The following is an 18,076-nucleotide window of genomic DNA, read 5'->3' as shown; positions in this document are numbered from 1 at the left end:
CGGCGCGGCTGCATCCAGATCGGGCGTTCGGGCGGAATAACCCTGTGGACGCCCGCTCACCCCCGGTCGGGTGCCGCCATCGAAGGAGCTGGAAGATGAACAAGACGCTGCGCCTCACCGTCGCCCTCGCGGCCGCCGCGGGTCTCGCGCTCGCCGCCGCCCCCGCGCACGCCACGGGAGGCTCCGCCCCGTCCGGGACCATCGTCGACGTCGCCGTCGGCGCATCCGGCGGCGGCACTCCCGACGGCAACCCGTGGGACTACGACCTGCTGGTGCAGGCCGTCGTGGCCACGGGGCTCGATGCCACGCTCGCCGACACCTCGACCGCGTACACGGTCTTCGCACCGAACGACCGCGCGTTCCTGCGCCTGGTGGAAGATCTGACCGGATCCCGTCCGGCGTCCGAGGCCGATGCGCTGGCGGCGATCACGTCGACCTTCACGACCGAGCAGATCACCACCATCCTGCTGTACCACGTCGTCCCGGGTCAGAAGCTCGGTCCGATCCGCGTGATCACGTCGAAGTCGCTCACGATGGCCGACGGCGGCACCATCCAGCCGCGCGGCATCACCCTGCGCGACGAGTCGCCGGCGCTGAAGGACCCGAAGCTCGTGCCGTGGGCCATCGGGATCCCCGCGACCAACGGCGTGATCCACACCATCGACCGCGTGCTCGTCCCCGCCCTCTGATGCTGGGTGTCCCGCGGCGCCCGGTCCGGGCGTCGCGGGGCAGGGTTCGCGCAGTACGGAATGCCCGCGGCCGCATATGCGGCGCGAGCAGGGGTAGGGAAACCCCGAACGAGGCGTCGGGAGAACTCGGGGGCGGTGGCGCGCCCCCGGCTCTAGCGTGGGGACATGACCTCGAACACCGCTGCGGCGCCCGCGTCGCCTCCCGCACCCGCGACCGGGCCCGCACCCGGGTCCCCACCCGCGGACGGCCCCCGCCCCGCCGCGGCCTCCGCCGTCCGCTCACCGGTCGCCTCCCCCGTGCGGGTTCTGGTCGCTCTCGCGCAGCTCGCCGCGCTCGGGGTGGTCGGACCGGTCGTCTTGACCGTGCTGATCACGCTCCTGAGCACGGGGATCGGCACGGCCGTCGTCCTCGGGATCGGTCTGCTGCTGCTCATCGGCTTCGTCTACGCGCTGTGGGCCGTGGCATGGCTGGAGGCGGCACGGATCGACGGGCTGTACCACGTCGGCGTTCCCGCGCCGGCGCTGCGCCGCCGTCCCCGTCCCGGATTCGGCGGCGTCCTGCTCATGTTCTGGCGTCAGGCGATCGATCCGGGCGTGTGGCGGGGCATCGCGAACTTCGCCATCGCGACCGCGCTCGGCCTCGTCACGATCCTGCTGGTCGCGGTCCTGGTGTCGGGCATCGCCCTGACCCTGTCGCCGCTGCTGGCCGGTGAAGGCGTCTCCCGCCTGTGGGGCTGGGACCTGGAGCTGCCCGCGACGTGGGCCTTCGTGGTCGGGCCGGTCATGGTGGCGCTGTCGGCCGCCGCGCTCATCGGTGTCGCGATCCTGCACGGCGTGCTCTCGCGCCTGATCATGGTGCCTTCTCGCGAGGCGCAGCTGGCCGCGCAGGCCCGGCAGTCCGCCGAGCAGCGGGCCGGGGCCGTGCGGGCCGCCGACGTCGAGCGCACCCGCATCGAGCGCGACCTGCACGACGGCGTCCAGCCGCGCCTCGTCTCCGTCGGCATGACCCTGGGCCTGGCGCGGCAGAAGATCGACGACGACCCGGCCGCGGCCACCGCGCTCATCGAGGAGGCGCACACCTCCACCAAGGCCGCCATCACCGAACTGCGCCAGCTGGCCCGCGGCATCCACGCATCGGTCCTGGACGACCGCGGTCTGGATGCGGCGCTGTCGGCGCTCGCCGCCCGCTCGCACGTGCCCGTGCAGCTGGACGTACGCATCGAGGGCCGGTGCGAGCGCAGCGCCGAGGCGGCGGTGTACTTCGCCATCGCGGAGTCGCTCACCAATGCCGCCAAGCACTCCCGCGCGAGCGCCGTGCGCGTCGTGGTCCGCCGGCGCGACGACGGGACCCTGTGGGCCCGCGTCGAGGACGACGGCATCGGCGGCGCACGGATTCTGCCCGGGGGAGGCCTGGACGGCATCTCCAACCGCATCGTCGGCGCGGGCGGCACCTACCGCCTCGACAGCCCCCACGGCGGCCCGACCGCTCTGGAGGTGAGTGTGCCGTGCGCATTCTGATCTGTGAAGACAGCGTTCTTCTGAGGGAGGGGCTCGTCCGGCTCCTCGTCGACGCGGGGCACGACGTGGTCGCCTCCCTCCCCGACGCCTCCGTCCTGGACGAGACCGTCGCTGCGACCGCCCCCGACCTCTGCATCCTGGACGTGCGGCTCCCGCCCACCTACACCGACGAGGGCATCCGCGCCGCCGCCCGGCTGCGGTCGCAGCATCCGGAGCTTCCCGTCCTCGTCCTCTCGCAGTACGTCGAGGAGCGCTACGCCACCGACCTCATCGGGGGAGGCGGCGGCGCGCTCGGGTACCTGCTGAAGGACCGGGTCGCCGATGTGGCCGAGTTCCTCGAGTCGGTCGCACGCATCGGCGAAGGTGCCACCGTCCTCGACCCCGAGGTCGTCGCGCAACTGCTCGGCCGGCGCAGCCGCGACGAGCGGATGCAGCGGCTGACCGAGCGGGAACGCTCGGTGCTCGCCCTCATCGCCGAAGGCAGGTCGAACCAGGCGATCGCCGCGACGCTGTTCGTGTCGGAGGCGAGCGTCGAGAAGCACATCACCGCGATCTTCCAGAAGCTCGGGCTCGAGCAGGACGAGTCGGGGAACCGGCGCGTGCAGGCCGCGCTCGCCCACATCGAACACGGCGGATCCACGCCGCAGACAGGAGCAGGACGATGACCAGCACGCTCACCCCGCCGCCGCTTCCCCCGGCCGCCGAGCCGGTCGGACCGCGCCCCAATCGCGACGCCGCCCGGGTGATCACGATCCTCGTCGCGCTGCTCGGCGCCGGCGTGCTCGTGGCCGTCGTGTGGAGCGGCATGCGTGCGAGCATGGCCTCCGCGTTCGCGTACACCGGCACCAGCAGCATCGAGGTGGACCGCGTGAGCGACCTCGACATCGAAGTCGGTGCCGCCGACCTCACGGTGCGCTTCGACGACGTGACGGAGGCGACCCTCGACGTGCGCAACTCCACGAACGGCGAGTGGACGCTCCGGCACGACGGGCAGACGCTGCTCGTGCACAGTCCGCGCGTGATGTGGGGGTCGTGGTTCGGCAACGGCAACGGCCGTGCCATCCTGACCCTGCCCGCCGAGCTGGAAGGCTCCGACGCGCGGCTGTCCGTCGGGGCCGGCTCCCTCACGGCCGACGGCGCGTTCGGCGAGCTGGATCTCGGCATGGGTGCGGGCGAGATGACCGTCACCGGCAGCGCCGACATGCTCGTCGCCGACGTCAGCGCCGGCCGGGCCGACATCGACATCGACGGTGTGCGGGAAGCCGATCTGCAGGTGAGCGCAGGCGACCTGTTCGCACGCCTCGGTGGCTCGGCCCCGTCGGAGGTCCGCGCCACCGTCAGTGCCGGATCGCTCCAGCTGACCCTCCCCGACGACGTGTACGACGTGCGTTCGGACGTCTCGGCGGGCGGGTTCGACAACGGCCTGCGCACCGCGTCCGACGCATCCGCCCAGGTGTTCGTCGAGGTCGCCGCCGGCAACGCCCGTCTCCTCGCCGACTGACTCCGCCCCCGCCGCCTCCGCGGCCCCGAAAGTGCATCGACTCGGCCAGAGTGCACCGTATCCGGTGCACACTCGCCGGGTCGGTGCGCTTTCGGCGAGAGGGTGGGCGTCAGCGGCCGGTGTCGTAGAGGTGGCGGCCGCCGTGGCCGAGCACCTTCACCACGACGCCGCGCGCGTGCAGCTCGGAGACGGCGCGGGTCTCCTCCTCCAGCGTCGTCCCGAGGGCGTGGACGTTGGCGACCACGAGCACATCGCCGCGGCCCAGCGTCGCGAAGAACCGCGCGAGTCGCTCCGACCAGTCCTCGAGCGTTTCGGGCGAGGGATGCCGGAAGCCTTCGATGGGCACGCCGAAACGGGTCAGGTCGTCGCGCTGCTGCACGACCGACGGCATGCCAGGTCGCGACACCACGAGCCCCACCAGGCGCGCGCCGGCGGGGCGGGCGAGCCACCAGTCCCGGTCGCGCTGGAGCTCGGTGAAGCACTTGGGGCATTGGGCAGCCGGATGCGGCAGATGCAGCGGGCTCGTGTCGGCCCGGGGTGCCTGGGGCCGGGTGTGCGCGATCTCGGCCATGTCTCGCATGTCGCTCATGACACCTCCCGCCCTTCTATTGTGCCTGTTTCCGGCCCGCGGCGAGGGGTCAGTCCTCACCGTCGAGCCGCAGCTCGAGACTCAGCTGGTCGGCGTCCAGTTCTGCGAGGGCCTGCCGCAGGGCCGCGGTGCTGAAGCGCCCGTCGCGCGACACCGCCACGAGGCGCTCGCGCATCACCGCGATGAGTGCGACCCGCAGTTCCAGCAGCTCGCGTGCGCGGGCCGTCTCGTCCTCTTCCGGCTCGCGTGTCAGCCGTGCCGTCACGTGCCGGGCGACATCCTCGGGGAACGCCCCGCCGTCGCGACGACGCACGCGCCCGGCGGCGATGGCCTCCGCCGCGGCGGCCTGCAGTTCGGCCCAGAGCGACTGCTGATCGTGGCGGGACGGACGGTCGGTCCCCTCGCCCGACAATCCCAGCCTGGCCACCAGCCACGGCAGGGTGAACCCTTGCAGCGTCAGGCTGAGCACGGCGACGAGGAACGCGACGAAGACCAGCAGTGACCGGTTGGCGGTCTCGGCCGGCAGGGTCTGTGCGGCCGCGAGCGTGACCACGCCCCGCATCCCCGCCCACACGATCACCGTGCCGTGGCGCCACCCGAGGGGGGAGTCGCGGTAGTAGTCCAGGTCTCTCATCATTCGCGTCATGCGTCCGCGCATCCACGCGAGGCGGCGCCGCAGGCCGCGCACGCGGGCTTCGGCCGCCTTGCCGGAAGCATCGGCGGTGTCGGCGGGGAGGCGCCGGTTGAGCCGGGCCTCGAGGTCGTCCAGACGCTCGCCCGCCGCATCCGCACGCACCCGGCGCCGCGGGTGGCTGCGCCGGCCCTGCGCCCAGATCAGCACCGACACGTACGCCGCTCGCACAGCCAGCGTGATGCCCAGCGCCGCCAGGGCCAGGGATGCGGCGTACCAGACGCCCTCGTGCTCCTCCACGTTCGCGCGGACGATCTCCTTCAGTTCCAGTCCCATGATGAGGAACACGGCACCTTCCAGCAGCAGCTCGACCGTGCGCCAGTTCAGGTGGTCGCTCATGCGCTGCTCTGGCGTGAAGCGACGCGCTGCGCCCTGCCCCGTCACGATGCCCGCCATGACCGACGCCACCAGGCCGGAGCCGCCGAGCGCCTCGGTGGGGAGGTACGCGAGGAAGGGGACGGTGAAGCTCAGGGCGGTGTTGGCCGCCGGATGCGCCACCCACTGCCGCACGCGGAGGTTCACCCACCCCATTCCCGCTCCCAGCGCGAGGGCGATCGCCACGGCCCAGACGAACGCCCACACGGTGTCGCCGAACGCGAAGCCGCCCGCGATCGCCGCGACCGCCGTGCGCAGCAGCACGAGCGCCGTGGCGTCGTTGAGCAGGCTCTCGCCGTCCAGCATCGTCACCACGCGGGGCGAAAGTCCCAGACGTTTCGCGATGGAGGTGGCGACCGCATCCGTGGGGCTCAGGATCGCGCCGAGCGCGATGCCCAGGGGCAGGCCGATGCCGGGGATCAGCAGCGTGAAGACCACCCCCAGCACAACGGAGGAGAGAACCACGAGCAGCACCGACAGGCCCGCGATCGGCCCGAGATCCCGGCGGAACTCCACGGCGGGCAGCTGGACGGCGGCGGAATACAGCAGCGGCGGCAGGATCCCGACGAGGATCCACTCGGGGTCGATCTCCCACGCCGGGACGAACGGCAGCACGCTCACGCCCAGGCCGATGGCCATCAGCACGAGAGGCCCCGCGACGTTCACGCGCGGAGCCAGCGCCGTGGCCAGGGCGATGACGACGACCGCGACGACCACGACCAGGAGCGTCTCCAGCACCCTCAGAGCATAGGGCGGCCCCCGCGCGCCGTGACCGGGTCCTGTTCACCGCTACGGTGAAGTCATGAGTTCGAAAGGACACCGAGCGTGAGCGCGCCGGCCCACCTCGACGACATCCTGTATCCCCCGCTCGAGCCGTACGAGACGGGGATGCTCCTGGCCGGCGACGGCCAGCGGCTCTACTGGGAGCAGAGCGGCAACCCGCAGGGCAAGCCGGTCGTCTACCTGCACGGCGGCCCGGGGGGCGGCTCCAGTCCCTGGCAGCGACGCTTCTTCGACCCGGAGAAGTACCGCATCATCCTGTTCGATCAGCGCGGATGCGGCCGGTCGACGCCGCACGCGAGCGATCCCACCGCCGACCTGCGGCACAACACCACGTGGCACCTCGTCGCCGACATGGAGCTGCTGCGCCGCAATCTCGGGATCGCGCAGTGGCAGGTGTTCGGCGGATCGTGGGGGAGCACCCTCGCCCTCGCGTACGCGGAGGCGCACCCGGATGCGGTCAGCGAACTCGTCCTCCGTGGCATCTTCACCCTCCGCCGTCACGAGCTGGAGTGGTTCTACGAGGGCGGCGCGTCGGCGCTGTTCCCCGACCTGTGGGACGAGTATGTCGCCCCCATCCCCGTGCTCGAGCGCTCACGCATGATCGAGGCGTACCACCGGCGCCTGAACGATCCCGACCCTGCCGTGCACGGCCCCGCCGCGCTGGCGTGGACCCGCTGGGAAGCCGCCACCGTCACGCTCGTGCCCGACGAGGGGTTCATCGCCGAGATGAGCGACCCGGCCACGGCGACGGCGTTCGCCCGCATCGAGAACCACTACTTCGTTCACGGCGGGTGGCTCCGGGAGGGGCAGCTGATCGAGGACGCCGTGCGCCTGCGCGGCATCCCCACCGTCATCGTGCAGGGCCGGTACGACGCCTGCACGCCCATGATGACGGCGTGGGATCTGCACCGGGCGTTGCCGGAGGCCGAGTTCGTCGTGGTGCCCGACGCGGGCCACTCCGCGACGGAGCCGGGGATCGCCCGGGCCCTGCGCGGGGCCGCCGACCGCTTCGCCTGACCCCGGCGACGGGTCAGGCGCGGAAGGCCTTCGCGAGGGTCGCCGCCAGACCCACGGGGCTCCCGCCCGCACGGAAGCGTGTGAGCCCCTCGCTCACCTCTGCACCGGTGCGCGCCGTGACGAACCACGGCGGCTTGGGCAGCACCGTGAAGGTGCCGCGGCCGCGCACCGCTGCGGGGATCATGCGGGGGAAGGGGCGGAACGGCCCGCGCATCACGGAGCGCTCGACCCGGTCGAGCAGGCGCGCGTTGTGCACGACGCCGATGCCGCTGCCCACGTGCTCGAGGGTGCCGCCGGGGAAGGCGCCCCACGACAGGCCCGGCACCGTGAACATCGCACCGGTCCACGCGTTGACCGCGATGCTGCCGTAGCGCAGCCCGGCGAGCGCGTCGTCGAGGCCGTCGCCGAGCTCGGCCTCGGTGGCGGGGTCGATGAGCACGTTGGCGCCGAGGGTGCCGGTGAGCCGGTCGTTGGCGTGGGCGACGGCGGCGTCGAGGAAGGCGCGTCCGGTTCCGGGGAGCGCCAGCACGCCGAGCACCGGGGCGAAGTACTCGGTGGTCTGCACGGCATCGGCGGCGGCATCCCGGTCGACCTGGACGATCGCGCGCGTGCCGTCCGCCGACCACGTCGCGTCGGGGTAGGCCTCGGCCACCGCGGCGAGGGTCTGGCTGCTGCGGGGATACCAGACCGTGCGGGCTGGCGCCGCGGCATACGCGGTGCGCAGTGCCGCGAGGAAGGCGCCGCGCTGGGGCCAGTCGGCGCTGAGGAGGACGACCTGCCCGGCGACGCAGTTGTGCCCGCTGTTCTGCAGGCGCATCGTGACGATGTGCTCGGCCTGGAAGCGGAGGTCGGCATCGCTCCACCGCCCCGGCACGACGATGATCGGCGACACCCCACCGAGCTCGGCGGTGATCGGCACGCTCAGGGCGGGGTCGCCCGCGGCTCGGCGGCGCGCCGCATCTTCGCCGGTACCCCACACGATCGTGTCGAAGGTCGCCGCCGACCCGGTGATGTGCACGTGCGAGAAGGCCGGATGCTGCGTCAGGTACGCGCCCACGTCGCCGCCGCCCCGCACGATGCGCAGCAGGCCCAGTTCGATCAGCGGTGCGAAGGCGCGCTGGAACACCGGGACGAGGGCGTCCTGCGTGGGGTTCACCTTCAGCATGCAGACGCGGTTGGCCGAGAGCAGCTCGTACAGCACGTCGAGGACCGGGATGGAGGTGACGTTGCCGGCCCCCAGCACCAGGCCGATGCCGCCCGAGCGCGTGGGCGTGCGCTGTCCCAGTCCCGCGGCGGCGACCGCCTCGGCGCGTGTCACCCCGGGCTCGAGCCACACCTCGCCGCGGAATCCCGACAGCAGTACGCGGTCGATCGGCTCGGCCGGGAGTACGTGCGCGCGGATGCGGCCGCCGGGGGCGTCGGTGAGACGCACGCCGTCGAGGGGGCTGCGCTCGCCGGCGAGGGCGCGCAGCGTGCGCACCGCAGCATCCAGCGCCGTGAGGGTCGTGTACGGGCCGCTCAGCCACTCCTCGCCCCGCAGCGGTGAGCCGGCGGGGAGGGCCTTGGAGACGGCGGCGGTGAGTGCCCAGTCCTCGGCCGCGGCGCCCACGGTGTCGCGCAGGCGCCCCAGCAGACGCGCCCGCTGGTCGAGGCCGAGGGTCGACCACACGCGCGAGCCGGTGGTGAGGGCCTCGAGGTCGGCCTCGATCTGCTCGCGCGGAGCGTCGGGGAGGATGGCGGCGGGCTGCTCGAGGGTCACGGGAGCTCTCCTTCGGTGGCACCCAGCATAGGCGCGGCCCCTGAAGGGCGTCCGATCAGGCGGCCTGCAGCAGCCTCGCGACCGCGCCAGCCCCGGCCAGAAATCCGGTGAGGTTGCGGTCGGCCAGCGGCGGCTGCAGGATGACGCGGGTGGCGCCGGCGGTGAAGTAGGGCTCCAGCGCGGCGGCGACCTCCTCCGGCGCGCCCGCGACGGGCGCGGCACCGTCAGCCGGGTCGACCGGTGCGGAATCGCTCGCGGCCGGATCGCTCGCGGCCGGCGGAGCATGGCGGGGATCGAAGGCCGCCTCGACGAACACGACGAGCTCGTGCGGTCCGGGCCGGTCCGCCGCCGCGCGGCCTTCCCGGGCCAGGGCGAGGGTGCTCGCCACGCGCTCGGGTGTGCTGCCGGCCGGGAGTACGGTGCCGTCGCCGACCTCCCCCGTGAGGCGCACGGTCTTCGGGCCCTCCCCGGCGACCATGACCGGCGGCGGGTCGGCCGGAGGCCAGTCGAGCCGGACGCGGTCCAGGGACACGTAGCGGCCGGAAGCGCTCGTCTCGGCGCCGGCCAGGAGTGATCGCAGCGCGGGTACGTACTCGCGCATGAGACCCAGGGGCGAGGCCACGCGAGCGCCGATCTGCTCCATCCACGATTGCACGCCATGCCCGACGCCGGGGATGAGGCGGCCGGGGAACATCCGCTCGACGGTGGCGATCTCCATCGCCGTGAGCGCGACGTTGCGCATCGGCATGGGCGCCACACCGATGCCCACGCGCATCCGCGTCGTCCATGCCAGGACGGCGGAGGCGGTGGCGAACGCCGACTCGCGGAAGCAGTCCTCCCACAGCCACAACTCCGGCACGCCGGACTCCTCGGCGGCCTGCGCGGCGTCGCGCAGCGCCTCAGGCGGGAAGTACGGGGTGAAGATCGCGCCGATGCCGTTCATGCGCTCACTCTGGCACGGGCCGCCGACGCGCGGGTCAGATGAGGGCGAGCTCCCGGAGCTTGGTTTCCACCTCGGCGTTGGTCGGCTCGACGTGGTGGGAGGCGTCGGGGTAGACCACGACCGGGATGTTCGTGCGTCCGGAGATCTCCCGCGCGACGTCGGCCGCGGCCGGGTCGGCCTCCAGGTCGACGTACCGGTACGTCAGGCCGAGCTCGTCGAGCTGGGCCTTCGTGCGGCGGCAATCGCGGCACCAGTCGGCGCCGAACATCGTGACGGGATCAGTAGAAGACATGCCTTCCACGCTAGGGGAGCGCCGATGGGAGACCCCTGGGCGCTCAGGCGGCGCGTTCGTCGGCGGCGACCGGCGCTGCGGCGGCGGGCGCAGCCGCCCCGGCACGCTGTCGCTGGGGCGCGTAGACGATGAGGGCGTGGAAGACGAAGCGCACCACGAAGGCGGCGACGAGGGTGAGCGCGGCCGCGACGACGCTGGGGATGTGCGTGGCCTCCACGATGACCCACAGCACCGGGATGCGGATGACCGCCTCAAGGTTGTTGAACGTGAAGGACTTCAGGAACCGGTGGCGCATGAGACCGGAGTCGGCGCGCATGTCGGCGAAGACGAGGTACTCCAGCAGCAGGAAGTTGCTGATGATCGTCACCTCGCTGGCGATGATCGCCGCCCACACGTACTCCATGCCCAGGGCGATCAGCGCCCACATGATCGCGAGGTTCGCGACGGCGCCGACGCCTCCGACGACCGCGAACGCTGACATGCGCCCGAACCGCAGCATCGTCAGCTGCGCCAGGAACCGCACCCCCTGGGTGAACGAGGCCTTGGATGCGCCGGCGTGCCGTTCGGCGAAGTCGAAGGGCACTTCGGCCAGGCGCAGCTGCCGGCGCGCGAGGATCTCCAGCAGGATCTTGAACCCGCGCGGGCGGAGCGTGTCGAGGTCGATGGCCGGACGGTGCAGCAGGAAGAAGCCCGTCATCGGGTCGGAGCATCCATGGAGCTTTCGGGGGAACATCGCCTTCGTCAGCAGAGTGGAAAGGCGCGACACCGCGGTGCGCACCGCGCCGGCCAGGCCCTTCGAGGTGCCCCCGGAGATGTAGCGCGACGCCACCACCACGTCGACGTCGCCGCGCGCGGCCCGGGCGAGCAGCTGGGGGATGACCTCGGGTGGGTGCTGCAGGTCGCCGTCCATCACGACGCACCAGTCGGCGCTCGCCGCCTGCACTCCGGCGACGACGGCGCCGCCGAGCCCGCCGGCGGCCTCGGTGCGGTGGATGAGCCGCACCGGTGCGTCGCTCTCGGCCGCGGCCGCGCGGATGATGTCGGGGGTGTCGTCGGTGGAGTCGTCGACGAAGATGACCTCGTACGCGGTGCCGTCGAGGGTCTGGGCGAGCCGGCGCAGCAGTTCCCGCACATTCGGACCCTCGTTGAAGGTCGGAACGATCAGGGACAGGTCCATGGGAACTCGCGATTCGGTCAGGGCTCTCAGCCTAATGCGCCCACCTCGCGCCACCCCGAGAGTGCATCGACTCGGCCAGAGTGCACCGGATCCGGTGCCGTCTCGCCAGGATGATGCACTCTCGGCGCAGGGCCGGATGTGTGGACGGGTTCCACCGTGGGGAGGGACCTATCGAATACCTAGCGAAATCAATCGATTAACGATAGCCTGAGCGGCATTCCCCGAGTGAAGGAGTCGCCATGGGCACCGTCACCATCGTGCTTCTGCGGATCGTCATCGCCCTGTCGCTGGTCGGATCGGTCCTGGTCCAGACGGTCATCGTGCCGCTGATGTGGGCGGACCTCGCCGGGGAGCCGCTGTGGGGGCGCATCACGCTCGTCGTGCTCGCCGTACTCGGCGTCGGCACGCTGCAGGTCTTCGCCGTGTGCGTATGGCAGCTGCTGACCCTCGTGCGGCGGGGGGCGGTGTTCTCGGATGCCGCGTTCCGCTACGTCGACGTCGTGATCGGCGCCATCGCCACCGCATCCGCGCTCACCTTCATCCTCGCTGTCGTGCTGGCGCCGGGGGAGGTCGCGCCCGGGATCGTGGGACTCATCTGCGGCGCGGCCCTTGTCTTGGCCGGGATGGCGCTGCTGGTCGTGGTTCTGCGGCGGCTGCTGGCGCAGGCGATCGACCGGGAGGACGAGGCGCGCGGGCTGCGCTCGGAGCTGGACGAGGTGATCTGATGCCCATCGTCGTCGACATCGACGTCATGCTCGCGCGGCGCAAGATGAGCGTAGGCACGCTCGCCGAACGGGTCGGGATCACCCCCGCCAACCTCGCGGTGCTCAAGAACGGACGCGCCAAGGCCGTGCGGTTCTCCACCCTCGATGCGCTCTGCCAGGCGCTCGAGTGTCAGCCGGGCGACCTGCTGCGGTGGGAGCCGGCGGATGCAGGGGAACGCCTCCCCGATGCATCCCTGTCGGACGAGCGGTGAGAGCGGGGCCGTCAGCTGTCCTGTGCCTCCTCCTCGGGAGGCTTCCTCGCCCACCAGCGGTGCCGGGCGACGCGCGGTTCGCGCTCGCGTGGCAGGATGCCGTCACCATAGGCGGCGCTCATCGCGCTGGTCCAGACCGCGTTGCCGTCACCGTGTGATCCGAAGTCGTCTGCGGCGGCCATCGCTGCTCCTCTCGCCCGTTCTGTGCGCAAGGATCCGCCGGGGTCGGCGGGCACGGCACGGGCTTGACAGTCGCGCGTCGACCGCCCTCATCGAACGGATCCGGATCGCGATGTCGATTCCGCTCCGCGCCGTTCGACGCGATAGTGGAGGGGCCGGATCGAGGCCCTGCAACGAAGGAGAATCTCATGGCCAAGTACATGCTGATCATGCGCAACAGCGAGTCGGTCGAGAACTACGAAGACATGGACTTCGAGACGATCATCAACGCGATGGGCGCCTACAACGAGTCGATGCTCAAGGCCGGCGTCATGGTCGGCGGCGAAGGGCTCACGGATGCGTCGCAGGGTTCGGTCGTGGAGTTCACGGGTGAGGCGCCCGTCGTGACCGACGGCCCCTACGGCGAGACGCACGAACTGTTCAACGGCTACTGGATCCTGGAGACCGCCACGAAGGAGGAGGCCGTGGAGTGGGCGTGCCGCGCGCCCCTAGGGCCGGGCAACAAGATCGAGGTGCGCCGGGTCACCGACGAATCCGACTTCGCGGACTACGCCGACAACGAGTACATCCAGAAGGAGAAGGAGTGGCGAGCCCAGGAGGCCGCCGCCGCGGAGTGATCATGGCCGAGGACATCCACCGCACGGTCGACGGCGTCTGGCGCATCGAGAGCGCGCGCATCGTCGCGACGCTCACTCGGGCCACCGGCGACGTCGGCCTTGCGGAGGACCTCGCTCAAGAAGCGCTCGTGGAGGCGCTGGAGAAGTGGCCCCAGACCGGCGTCCCCCGCAACGCCGGCGCGTGGCTCACGATGGTGGCCAAGCGTCGCGCGATCGACTCGTGGCGACGTCGCGCCGCGCTGGACGAACGTCATCGCGCGATCGCCCACGCGCTCGCCGAGACCGCCGAAGACGAGTGGGAGCCGATCGAGGACGATGTGCTCCGCCTGGTGTTCATCGCGTGCCATCCGGTGCTCTCGCGGGAGTCGCAGATCGCCCTGACGCTGCGGGTGGTCAGCGGACTGTCCACGCAGGAGATCGCACGGATGCTGCTGGTTCCGGTGCCGACGGTGCAGGCGCGCATCACCCGCGCGAAGAAGACGCTCGCGGCGGCGCGCGCACCGTTCGAGACGCCCGAGCCGGCGGAATGGGCGGCGCGGCTGGCGGGGGTGCTCGGGGTCGTCTACCTCGTCTTCACCGAGGGGTACGCCGCGACCGTGGGGGATCTGTGGATCCGGCGGGAGCTCGCCTCCGAAGCGCTGCGGCTCGGACGAGTCCTGGCGGGCATCGTGCCCCGCGAGCCGGAGGTGCTCGGGCTGCTCGCCCTGATGGAGTTCCAGGCGTCGCGATTCTCCGCGCGCGTGGCGCCGGACGGCTCGCCCGTGCTCCTGGCGGATCAGGACCGGACGAAGTGGGATCGCCCCCAGATCCTGCGCGGGCGCGTCGCGCTCTCGCGCGCGGACGCGCTCGGACGAGGGCGCGGCCCGTATGCGCTGCAGGCCGCGATCGCGCAGTGCCATGCCACTGCCGCGAGCGTCGACGAGACCGACTGGGAGCGGATCGTCCTGCTGTACGAGGCGCTCGGCCGCCTGGCGCCGAGCTCCGTTGTCGCACTCAACCGGGCGGTGGCCGTCTCGATGGCGTGGGGGCCGGATGCCGCACTGGAGATCGTGGACGCCCTCGCCGACGCCGCCGTCCTTCAGGGATCGCACCTGCTCCCGAGCGTGCGCGGCGAGCTGCTCGCCCGCGTGGGTCGCACCGCGGAGGCACGCGCCGAGCTGCTCACGGCCGCCGCCCTGGCGACGAACGCGCGGGAGAGCACCGTGCTCCGGGCCAAGGCGCAGCGCCTGGCGCCCTGACCGTGCGTCAGAGCGTGTAGCTGATGCTGAACATCCACTTGCGCGCGGCACCGGCGTACAGGCAGCCCTCGCCCGCGTAGATCTTGCCGCCCTTGCGCAGGATGTGCGTACGCCACGAGTTCTGCGCGTAGACGCAGTCCGCCTTCTTGTGGATGCCGTCCACCGCGATGCGATGGTCGGCGGCGACGGCGGGTGCCGCAGTGACCACCGTCCCACCCGCCATGACGGCGGTGGCGATCGCGGCGGCGGCGAGGCGGGACTTCCAGCGCATGAACTCTCCTTCATCGGGGTGTTATATACGAAGCGTGGCATGAGCGGCTTCCGCTTCTCAAGAATCGGTGTTTCGGCCCCTGGCCCCTGGCCTCCAGCCTCCGATCGTCCTACAGTGCGGGGACAGCCCGATCACAACCCGTCATCCAGGGGGCCACCGTGTCGTTCCAGGCATACCTTGACAGCATCGAGACGAAGACCGGCCTCACGCCGCGGCAGTTCGTCGAGCAGGCCCATGAGCGCGGGTTCGGTCAGCAGACGAAGGCCGGCCCCATCCTGGAGTGGCTGAAGAACGAGTACGACCTGGGGCGCGGGCACGGCATGGCCCTCGTGCACGTCATCACGAAGGGCGACCGCATCGATTCGAAGCATGTCGGCTCGGGCAGCGCCCACAGTGACGACAGCGACCGCCTCTGGCTCGACGGGCAGGCCACTCGCCCGTCCGCCTGACGCGCCGCCGCCCGACCGCCGCAGGCGGGATAGCGTGAAAGGCATGCCCTCGACTGCGTTCTCCTCCCTCGACGAGTACATCGCCCTCCCGCGCATCGAAGCGCTCGCGCTGTCGCCCGACGGCCGGCGCGTCGTCCTCACGGTCGCAACGCTCACGAAAGACCGCACGGCGTACGAGCGGTCGCTGTGGGAGGTTCCGGCTGAGGGAGCCGGCGCCCCCCGGCGCCTGACCCGTTCGGCCAAGGGGGAATCCGGCGCGGTGTTCACCGCGGACGGCGATGTGCTGTTCATCAGTGCTCGACCGGACGCCGAAGCCGAGGAAGACGGCGAGTCGGGTCAGCTGTGGCTGCTCCCCGCCGGTGGCGGAGAGGCGCGGCCGGTCACGCGCCTGGCGGGCGGCGTGGGCGGGATCGCGGCCGTGGCCGAGGCATCCGCTCGCCTGGTCCTGTCGGCTGACCTGATGCCGTCGGCCCAGACGCTCGAAGACGACGCGCGGCTGCGCGCGGACCGCAAGAAGCGGAAGGTCTCCGCGATCCTGCACGACACCTACCCCGTGCGGTTCTGGGACCACGACCTGGGCCCGGCCCAGCCGCACCTGCTCGCGCTCGACCTCGATGCCCTGGCCGACACCATCGACTCGGTGGCGGAAGAAGACCCAGCGGAGGACGGGGAGGGCGAGGCGGATGCGGCGACGCCGTATCCGTCCACGCTCCCGCGGCCGCGCGACCTGACCCCGCACCCGGGCCGCACCGCCGACATCGCCGGCGCCGCCCTCACCCCGGACGGCACGACGCTGGTCGCGTCGCTGCAGATCCCCGAGGGGCGCGACTCCCGCCACATCCTGGTGGCGATCGACACCGCCACCGGGGAACGCACAACGCTGTTCGATGAGCGCAGCACGGACGTGGAGATGCCCGCCATCAGCCACGACGGCACGATGCTCGCCTTCGTGCGCTCGGGCTTCGGGTCGCCGGAGGGCCCCGACGACCAGGAGCTGTGGGTGTCGGGCATCGACGGCTCGAACCCGCGGCGGCTGGCGGAGGGGTGGGATCGGTGGCCGACCGCCCTCGCCTTCGGCGCGGACGACTCCGCCCTCATCGTGACGGCCGACCAGGACGGGCGCGGCCCGATCTTCCGCGTGCCGCTGGACGGCGGCCCCGTCGTGCAGGTCACCTCCGACGAGTTCACCTACACCCATGTGCACGTCGACCGCGCGACCGGCGACCTCGTGGCGCTGCGCTCATCGTGGATGGCGCCGCCGCACGCCGTGCGGGTCGGCCGGGACGGCGCCGTGACCGCGCTGGCGTCGCCGGTCGCGCTCCCCGAGGCGGCCGGGTCCATGACCGAGGTCGAGGCGACGGCGGGGGACGGCGCCCGCGTGCGCGGCTGGCTCCTGCTGCCGGACGGCGCCTCGGCGGAGCATCCGGCTCCGCTCCTGCTGTGGATCCACGGCGGACCGCTCAACAGCTGGAACGCGTGGAGCTGGCGGTGGAACCCGCAGCTGGCCCTCGCGAGCGGCTACGCGGTGCTCCTCCCCGACCCGGCGCTCTCGACCGGCTACGGGCTGGACTTCATCGCCCGCGGGTGGAACAGCTGGGGCGGCAAGCCCTACACCGACCTCCTGGCGATCACCGACGCTGCCGTCGCCCGCGACGACATCGACGAGACCCGCACGGCGGCGATGGGCGGATCGTTCGGCGGCTACATGGCCAACTGGGTCGCCGGCCACACCGACCGGTTCCGCGCCATCGTCACGCATGCGAGCCTGTGGGCCCTCGACCAGTTCGCCGGCACGACCGACTCCTCGGCGTACTGGCAGCGCATCTTCACGCCCGAGGCGATGGCCGAGAACTCCCCGCACCGGTTCGTCCGCGACATCCGCACTCCTCTCCTGGTGATCCACGGCGACCGCGACTACCGCGTGCCGATCGGGGAGAGCCTGCGGCTGTGGTCGGAGCTGAACGAGCACTTCGGGGCGGACGACGGGTCGCTCGTGCACCGGTTCCTGTACTTCCCCGACGAAAACCACTGGGTGCTCAAGCCCCAGCACGCCGTGGTCTGGTACGAGACGGTGTTCGCCTTCCTCGCCCAGCACGTGCTCGGAGAGTCCGCGGAGGTGCCGGATGTCCTCGGCTGACCCGCGCGTACTCGACGCTCCGCCGCGCGACGGCCTCGACATCCGCCTCGTCGCCGTCGACATGGACGGCACGCTGCTCGACGGGGAGGGCCGGCTGCCACGCGGTTTCGACGCGCTGCTGGAGCACATGCTCGCCCGCGGAATCCTCTTCACGCCGGCCAGCGGCCGGCAGTACGCCACGCTCCGCCGCGAATTCGGCGCATCCGCCGACGACCTGGCCTTCATCGCCGAGAACGGCACGATCGTGATGCGCGACGGCGTCGAACTGTCGAGCGACGTCATGGACTCCGCGTTCGTGCAGCACGTGCTGGCGCGGTTGCGGGAGGTCGCCACGCGGCACGACATCGGCGTGGTCGTGTGCGGCAAGCGTTCGGCCTACATCGAGCGGCGCGATCCGGCGTTCGTGACCGAGGCCGAGCGCTACTACGCCGAGCTCGCGCGGGTCGACGACCTCACGAGCGTGGACGACGACGTGCTGAAGGTGGCGGTGTACGCCTTCGAGAGTGCCGAGGAGTCGGTCTACCCCGAGCTCGCCGACATCGCCGCCAGTCATCAGGTCGTGGTCTCGGGCCGGCACTGGGTCGACATCATGAACAGCGACGTCAACAAGGGCACGGCCCTCCGCCGGCTCCAGGAGACGCTCGGCATCACGCGGGAGCAGACCGTCGCGTTCGGCGACTATCTCAACGATCTCGAGCTGCTGGATGCCGCGGCCTGGTCGTACGCGATGGCCAACGCGCATGACGAGGTCGCCGCGCGGGCCCGATTCCGTGCGCCCGCGAACACCGAGTACGGCGTGGTCACCGTCCTGACGGAGCTGCTGGGCCCCTGACGCGGGCGCGGTCCGCCGAGCCTGCTGGTTATGCTGCAGCGG

The 18,076-nt window shown here is 71.9% G+C and carries 20 protein-coding genes; 12 read left to right on the top strand and 8 right to left on the bottom strand.

The features are described from left to right. Nucleotides 1–95 precede the first annotated feature (95 nt). The 4 genes from E4V99_RS05495 to E4V99_RS05480 all read left to right on the top strand — a co-directional run bounded on the left by E4V99_RS05495 (nt 96) and on the right by E4V99_RS05480 (nt 3,708). A complete protein-coding gene (locus E4V99_RS05495; protein ID WP_135062693.1) occupies nt 96–689 on the top strand; it encodes a fasciclin domain-containing protein in 594 nt (197 codons plus the stop codon). A 165-nt stretch (nt 690–854) separates the two neighbouring features. After that, nucleotides 855–2,207 carry a histidine kinase gene (locus E4V99_RS05490; RefSeq protein WP_135116617.1) on the top strand — a complete coding sequence of 451 codons (1,353 nt, stop codon included), beginning with the start codon at nt 855–857 and terminating at the stop codon, nt 2,205–2,207. Continuing rightward, nucleotides 2,195–2,872 (top strand): response regulator transcription factor, encoded by a 678-nt coding sequence (locus tag E4V99_RS05485; RefSeq protein WP_135062697.1) that lies wholly within the window; start codon nt 2,195–2,197, stop codon nt 2,870–2,872. The genes E4V99_RS05490 and E4V99_RS05485 overlap by 13 nt, the downstream gene beginning before the upstream one ends. Further along, nucleotides 2,869–3,708 carry a hypothetical protein gene (locus tag E4V99_RS05480; RefSeq protein WP_135062699.1) on the top strand — a complete coding sequence of 280 codons (840 nt, stop codon included), beginning with the start codon at nt 2,869–2,871 and terminating at the stop codon, nt 3,706–3,708. Before E4V99_RS05485 ends, E4V99_RS05480 begins: the two co-directional genes overlap by 4 nt. Before the next feature lie 109 nt (nt 3,709–3,817). Here E4V99_RS05480 and E4V99_RS05475 read toward each other — a convergent pair whose 3' ends face one another. Together E4V99_RS05475 and E4V99_RS05470 are read right to left on the bottom strand one after the other, a co-directional pair. Next, nucleotides 3,818–4,288, bottom strand: coding sequence for a dehydrogenase (locus E4V99_RS05475; protein ID WP_240742918.1), 471 nt, complete (start codon nt 4,286–4,288; stop codon nt 3,818–3,820). 58 nt (nt 4,289–4,346) lie between these two features. After that, nucleotides 4,347–6,101, bottom strand: a complete 1,755-nt coding sequence (locus E4V99_RS05470; protein WP_348630731.1) for a sodium:proton antiporter — start codon at nt 6,099–6,101, stop codon at nt 4,347–4,349. A gap of 87 nt (nt 6,102–6,188) precedes the next feature. On the opposite strand from E4V99_RS05470, the gene pip reads away from it, so the two are divergent. Then, a complete protein-coding gene (gene pip / locus E4V99_RS05465; protein WP_135116616.1) occupies nt 6,189–7,163 on the top strand; it encodes a prolyl aminopeptidase in 975 nt (324 codons plus the stop codon). Nucleotides 7,164–7,176: 13 nt separating this feature from the next. Here pip and E4V99_RS05460 read toward each other — a convergent pair whose 3' ends face one another. The 4 genes from E4V99_RS05460 to E4V99_RS05445 are packed head-to-tail and all read right to left on the bottom strand — an operon-like array spanning nt 7,177 to nt 11,334. After that, on the bottom strand, nt 7,177–8,922 hold the full coding sequence (locus E4V99_RS05460; protein ID WP_167758044.1) for an aldehyde dehydrogenase family protein: 1,746 nt from the start codon (nt 8,920–8,922) through the stop codon (nt 7,177–7,179). Nucleotides 8,923–8,977: 55 nt separating this feature from the next. Further along, entirely contained in the window at nt 8,978–9,865 is an 888-nt protein-coding gene (locus tag E4V99_RS05455) for an LLM class flavin-dependent oxidoreductase (RefSeq protein WP_135116614.1), read from the bottom strand. 34 nt (nt 9,866–9,899) lie between these two features. Next, the gene (locus E4V99_RS05450) at nt 9,900–10,157 is read right to left on the bottom strand and encodes a glutaredoxin domain-containing protein (RefSeq protein ID WP_135062707.1); all 258 of its coding nucleotides are present in this window, start codon (nt 10,155–10,157) and stop codon (nt 9,900–9,902) included. A gap of 43 nt (nt 10,158–10,200) precedes the next feature. Continuing rightward, nucleotides 10,201–11,334: a glycosyltransferase gene (locus E4V99_RS05445; protein ID WP_135062709.1), complete on the bottom strand. Its 1,134-nt coding sequence runs from the start codon at nt 11,332–11,334 to the stop codon at nt 10,201–10,203. A 239-nt stretch (nt 11,335–11,573) separates the two neighbouring features. On the opposite strand from E4V99_RS05445, the gene E4V99_RS05440 reads away from it, so the two are divergent. Continuing rightward, a complete protein-coding gene (locus E4V99_RS05440; protein WP_135062712.1) occupies nt 11,574–12,059 on the top strand; it encodes a DUF2975 domain-containing protein in 486 nt (161 codons plus the stop codon). Further along, complete coding sequence (locus tag E4V99_RS05435) at nt 12,059–12,310, top strand: helix-turn-helix transcriptional regulator (protein ID WP_135062714.1); 252 nt, start codon at nt 12,059–12,061, stop codon at nt 12,308–12,310. Before E4V99_RS05440 ends, E4V99_RS05435 begins: the two co-directional genes overlap by 1 nt. A gap of 11 nt (nt 12,311–12,321) precedes the next feature. Here the strand turns inward: E4V99_RS05435 and E4V99_RS18425 are convergent, their stop codons facing one another. Next, nucleotides 12,322–12,492: a hypothetical protein gene (locus E4V99_RS18425; RefSeq protein WP_167758079.1), complete on the bottom strand. Its 171-nt coding sequence runs from the start codon at nt 12,490–12,492 to the stop codon at nt 12,322–12,324. A 186-nt stretch (nt 12,493–12,678) separates the two neighbouring features. On the opposite strand from E4V99_RS18425, the gene E4V99_RS05430 reads away from it, so the two are divergent. Together E4V99_RS05430 and E4V99_RS05425 are read left to right on the top strand one after the other, a co-directional pair. Next, a complete protein-coding gene (locus E4V99_RS05430; RefSeq protein ID WP_135116613.1) occupies nt 12,679–13,107 on the top strand; it encodes a YciI family protein in 429 nt (142 codons plus the stop codon). Nucleotides 13,108–13,109: 2 nt separating this feature from the next. Continuing rightward, on the top strand, nt 13,110–14,345 hold the full coding sequence (locus tag E4V99_RS05425; RefSeq protein WP_135116612.1) for an RNA polymerase sigma factor: 1,236 nt from the start codon (nt 13,110–13,112) through the stop codon (nt 14,343–14,345). A 7-nt stretch (nt 14,346–14,352) separates the two neighbouring features. Here the strand turns inward: E4V99_RS05425 and E4V99_RS05420 are convergent, their stop codons facing one another. Next, nucleotides 14,353–14,616, bottom strand: coding sequence for a hypothetical protein (locus E4V99_RS05420; protein ID WP_135062720.1), 264 nt, complete (start codon nt 14,614–14,616; stop codon nt 14,353–14,355). Between the two features lie 158 nt (nt 14,617–14,774). Between E4V99_RS05420 and E4V99_RS05415 the strand changes: the two genes are divergently transcribed. Genes E4V99_RS05415 through E4V99_RS05405 form a run of 3 tightly spaced genes read left to right on the top strand, consistent with a single transcriptional unit; the run spans nt 14,775 to nt 18,034 of the window. Further along, on the top strand, nt 14,775–15,065 hold the full coding sequence (locus E4V99_RS05415) for a DUF4287 domain-containing protein (protein ID WP_135116611.1): 291 nt from the start codon (nt 14,775–14,777) through the stop codon (nt 15,063–15,065). Between the two features lie 43 nt (nt 15,066–15,108). Then, on the top strand, nt 15,109–17,202 hold the full coding sequence (locus E4V99_RS05410; RefSeq protein WP_135116610.1) for an alpha/beta fold hydrolase: 2,094 nt from the start codon (nt 15,109–15,111) through the stop codon (nt 17,200–17,202). Continuing rightward, the gene (locus E4V99_RS05405; RefSeq protein WP_135116609.1) at nt 17,189–18,034 is read left to right on the top strand and encodes a Cof-type HAD-IIB family hydrolase; all 846 of its coding nucleotides are present in this window, start codon (nt 17,189–17,191) and stop codon (nt 18,032–18,034) included. The genes E4V99_RS05410 and E4V99_RS05405 overlap by 14 nt, the downstream gene beginning before the upstream one ends. The last annotated feature ends 42 nt before the right edge of the window (nt 18,035–18,076 follow it).

The sequence above is a fragment of the Microbacterium sp. dk485 genome (genome assembly GCF_004570445.1).
In the GTDB taxonomy this organism is placed as follows: Bacteria; Actinomycetota; Actinomycetes; order Actinomycetales; family Microbacteriaceae; genus Microbacterium; species Microbacterium wangchenii.
This window is presented reverse-complemented; position numbering and strand designations above follow the sequence as displayed.